Origin of the sequence: Streptomyces sp. NPDC058307 (assembly GCF_042880295.1) — a bacterium.
Taxonomy (GTDB): domain Bacteria; phylum Actinomycetota; class Actinomycetes; order Streptomycetales; family Streptomycetaceae; genus Streptomyces.
The window spans coordinates 1-4195 of sequence record NZ_JBHVYZ010000084.1; the positions used below are offsets into that span (position 1 = coordinate 1).

Below are 4195 nucleotides of genomic sequence, written 5' to 3' on the forward strand. Positions count from 1 at the left end.
CGCTCCACCAGCAGCGGCAGCGTCTCCGACGCCGTGATCAACTCCCGCAGCGGATGGCGGGCGAGCACCGCGTCCACGTCCGGCGTAAGCGCCCCCGCCAGGCGGGTGGCGACCGGCAGGGAGTCGTCCGCGAGGGTCTTTGCCGCGGCCAGCAGCACCGCGTGCTGCGGTCCCTCCGGGACCCCTGCGGCCGCCCGGGTGTAGAGCTCCGCGCCCTCCTCCAGGACCAGACCGGTGTCGAGACCGGCAGGAACCTTTATGCGCGCGATGTGTCGCCAGGTGCCGACCGGATCGCTCCAGGCCTCGACGCGGTACGTCCAGTGGCCCTCGACGTCCGGAGTGACCTCCGCGCCCCAGCGGTCGCTGCCGGGAGCCAGTTCCCGCATCGGCGTCCAGGGGCCGTGCCGCCCTTCCGGGTCGGTCAGGACGACATTCGCGGCGACCGCGTCATGACCCTCGCGGAACACCGTCGCGGTGACCTCGAAGCTCTCTCCCACGACCGCCTTCGCCGGGCGCCTGCCGGAATCGACGGCGGGGCGGACGTCCCGAACCGGGATGCGGCCGATGACCGGGGTGGAACTCATGCTCTCGCCTCCGCCGTGCTCGAGGCCGGGCGCTGACTGCGCCCGGCCGGGGATCGAAGCTGCGCCGGAAGGGTTACCTCCCCGCGGGGGAACGTTCCGCGGATCTCGGCGGACCGCGTCGCGCGACGGCACCCGTGCGGGGCAGGTCGCTCTGCTCCTGGAGGTAGGCCACCACGCTGCTGCGCAGATAACGCTCGGCTGCCTCGGCCGCCTCACGCGCGCAGCGCTTGCCCATCAGCACGCACAGCGTGTAGCCCGAGTCCTCGAAAGTGGCCCGGACATCACGGTCGGCGGGGGACGCGAGCATCACGCGCTCCCAGGCGCGATAGCGCCGCAGTTGCCGGGCGACCTCGGCTTTGGCCGGTAGCAGCATGGCGCCGTTCACCTTTCGGACTCGGGAGGATCCAGGGCGCGGAAGGCTCCGGGCTCGGGAAGATCCAGGGCTCAAGAAGATCCGGGATTCAAGAGATCTTCACTCATGGTGCATGGATCACGACTCGGCGTCTTGTTGGTTCTTCAACTACCTCGCCGGTCGCTCGTGTTGCACGAATGGCGTAGCTCTCCCACGCTGGAGTCACTCTGAAGCGATCAGCGCTCACGCTCTGTGTTTCGGGGCCCGGCCCCGCGGGGGCCGGGAGGAGCGGGAGCTTCGCCGGTGAGGAGTGACGATGAAGACCGCAGTGCCCTGCTACTACCACCTCGACGTGGAGGTCAGCCCGGAACGGGTCGGACAGGTCAGGCGCATCCTGGCCGCCCATCTACGGCTCTGGGACCTCGAGACCCTGGTCGAGCCCGTCTGCCGTGGTACCGAACTGCTGCTCAAGGCCATCGACGAGCACGCCACGGACAAGAACACCTCCATCGAGCTGTGGTGGAACGGCCAGCACCTCATCACCGCCGTCGCCGAGAACGACTGCGACCTGCGCCCCGACCTGGATCTGCGTGCGTGCCTGGAGCGGATCGCCGCGATGAGCGACGGCTGGGGCTGCTGCGCCACCGACACCGGCAGCAAGGTCATCTGGTTCTCGCAGCGGGCCCGCGCCGGCGAGCGCGTCCCGCTCGTGCCGACGGCCCCCGAGCCCACCCTGCGGGAGGTGCTCCAGGTGCCGCGCGAGATGCCGGTCGCAGCCCTGGCCGCCACTGTCGACGGCGGGTGCTGAGCATGCCGTCGTCCAGGAAGAAGCCGTACAAGAACGGGAAGCGGGTGCCGGCCTGGAGCGGGCACCCCTACCCGCTGGGCGCGTCCTTCGACGGCGAGGGCACCAACTTCGCGCTGTTCAGCGAGGTCGCCGAGCGGGTCGAACTCGTCCTGGTCGACGAGCGGGGCGCCCACACCGGCGTCCCGCTGACCGAGGTCGACGGTTTCGTGTGGCACGGCTTCGTGCCGGGCGTGGGACCGGGGCAGCGCTACGGCTATCGGGTGCACGGGCCCTGGCAGCCCTCGTTCGGCCACCGGTGCGATCCGGCGAAGCTGCTCCTCGACCCGTACGCCAAGGCGGTGGACGGGCAGGTGGACAGCCACCCCTCGCTGCACACCCCGGAGGCCGACAGTGCCGGACACACCATGCTCGGCGTGGTCACCGACCCGGCCTTCGACTGGGGCGACGACCGGCCGCCCCGGCGGCCCTACGCCGACAGCGTGATCTACGAGGCACACGTCCGCGGACTCTCCCGCACCCACCCGGACGTCCCGCCCGAACTGCGCGGCACCTACGCCGGTCTCGCGCACCCCGCGGTGATCGACCATCTGACCTCGCTCGGCGTGACCGCCGTCGAGCTGATGCCGGTGCACCAGTTCGTGCAGGACGGGGTGCTCCAGGACCGCGGCCTCGCCAACTACTGGGGCTACAACACGATCGGCTTCTTCGCCCCGCACAACGCCTACGCCGCCCACGGCACCCGGGGCCAGCAGGTCACCGAGTTCAAGGCGATGGTCAAGGCGCTGCACGCGGCCGGTCTCGAAGTCATCCTCGACGTCGTCTACAACCACACCGCCGAGGGCAACGAGAAGGGGCCCACGCTCTCCTTCCGGGGCATCGACAACGCCTCGTACTACCGGCTGGTGGACGGCGACTGGGGGCACTACTACGACACCACCGGTACCGGGAACAGCCTGCTGATGCGGCACCCGTACGTGCTCCAGCTGATCATGGACTCGCTGCGGTACTGGGTGACCGAGATGCACGTCGACGGCTTCCGCTTCGACCTCGCGGCCACGCTGGCCCGGCAGTTCCACGAGGTGGACCGGCTGTCGGCGTTCTTCGACCTCATCCAGCAGGACCCGGTGATCAGCCGCGTCAAGCTGATCGCCGAGCCGTGGGACGTGGGGGAGGGCGGCTACCAGGTCGGCAACTTCCCGCCGCTGTGGTCGGAGTGGAACGGCAAGTACCGGGACGCCGTACGGGACTTCTGGCGGGGCGAGCCGCACACGCTCGGTGAGTTCGCCTCCCGGCTGACCGGCTCCTCGGACATCTACCAGCACAGCCGGCGGCGCCCGCGTGCGAGCGTCAACTTCGTGACCGCGCACGACGGGTTCACCCTGCGCGACCTCGTCTCCTACAACGACAAGCACAACGAGGCCAACGGGGAGGACGGCCAGGACGGCGAGAGCACCAACCGGTCCTGGAACTGCGGGGCCGAGGGCGAGACCGACGACCCCGCCGTCCTGGAGCTGCGGGCCCGCCAGCAGCGCAACTTCCTCGCCACGCTGCTGCTCTCGCAGGGCATTCCGATGCTCTGTCACGGCGACGAACTCGGCCGCACGCAAGGCGGCAACAACAACGCCTACTGCCAGGACAACGAAGTCTCCTGGATCGACTGGGAGTTGAGCGAGGAGCAGCGTGAACTCGCCGACTTCACCCGGCGCGTGATCGGCCTGCGCGCGGCGCATCCCGTGCTGCGCAGGCGCCGGTTCTTCCGGGGAGAGACCGTGACGCACGCGGGGCAGCCGCTGCCGGACCTGGTCTGGCTGCTGCCGGACGCCCGCGAGATGGCCGAGGCGGACTGGCAGCGCTCCGACGCGCACGCGGTCGGCGTCTTCCTCAACGGCGACGCCATCGCCGAGCTCGACGCGCGGGGCAACCGGGTGGTCGACGACTCGTTCCTGCTGCTGCTGAACGGCCACTGGGAACCCGTCGACTTCCGGCTGCCGGACCCCGCCTACGGCGAACGCTGGACGACCGTCCTCGACACGGCCCAGCCCCAGGGCGCCGACGAGGCCGAACACAAGTCCGGCACGGAGATGACGGTCGAGGCCCGCAGCCTGGTCCTGCTGTCGAGGCCGTCGCGCGCGGGCGCGTGAGGTGACGGTGGACTGAGTGCCGAGCCGTCGGCCTCGGCCGCGTTGTCTGCGGGCGGGTGGGGGGCCGAACTGGGCGCGGGCGGGGGCCTCGGCCGTGTTGGCGCAGGCCGCGACGTCCGCGACCGGGTGACCGGGTGAGGGGTGCGGGCTCCGGGTCTTCGTCCTCGGAGCACGCGGCGTGAGGTCATGGTTGAACGGGGCGCCGAGCCGTGGGGCCTCGTGCGCGTTGGCGCAGGCCGTGATGTCTGCGGGCGCGGGGCTTCAGGCCCGTCTTCAGTGTGCTCGGCGTGAGGTCACGGTGAACTGGGCG

At 70.8% G+C, this 4195-nt stretch carries 4 protein-coding genes; 2 read left to right on the forward strand and 2 right to left on the reverse strand.

The annotated features are described in order from the left end of the window. Together ACFVYN_RS37130 and ACFVYN_RS37135 are read right to left on the reverse strand one after the other, a co-directional pair. Positions 1 to 584, reverse strand: a 584-nt coding sequence (locus ACFVYN_RS37130; protein ID WP_390006592.1) for a maltotransferase domain-containing protein, incomplete at its 3' end; no start/stop codon positions are given. A gap of 73 nt (positions 585 to 657) precedes the next feature. Beyond that, a complete protein-coding gene (locus ACFVYN_RS37135; RefSeq protein ID WP_390006594.1) occupies positions 658 to 957 on the reverse strand; it encodes a DUF5133 domain-containing protein in 300 nt (99 codons plus the stop codon). Positions 958 to 1252: 295 nt separating this feature from the next. Between ACFVYN_RS37135 and ACFVYN_RS37140 the strand changes: the two genes are divergently transcribed. Continuing rightward, entirely contained in the window at positions 1253 to 1744 is a 492-nt protein-coding gene (locus tag ACFVYN_RS37140) for a pep a2 (RefSeq protein WP_390006596.1), read from the forward strand. A gap of 2 nt (positions 1745 to 1746) precedes the next feature. Next, positions 1747 to 3885, forward strand: a complete 2139-nt coding sequence (gene glgX / locus ACFVYN_RS37145) for a glycogen debranching protein GlgX (RefSeq protein ID WP_390006598.1) — start codon at positions 1747 to 1749, stop codon at positions 3883 to 3885. Positions 3886 to 4195: the final 310 nt, after the last annotated feature.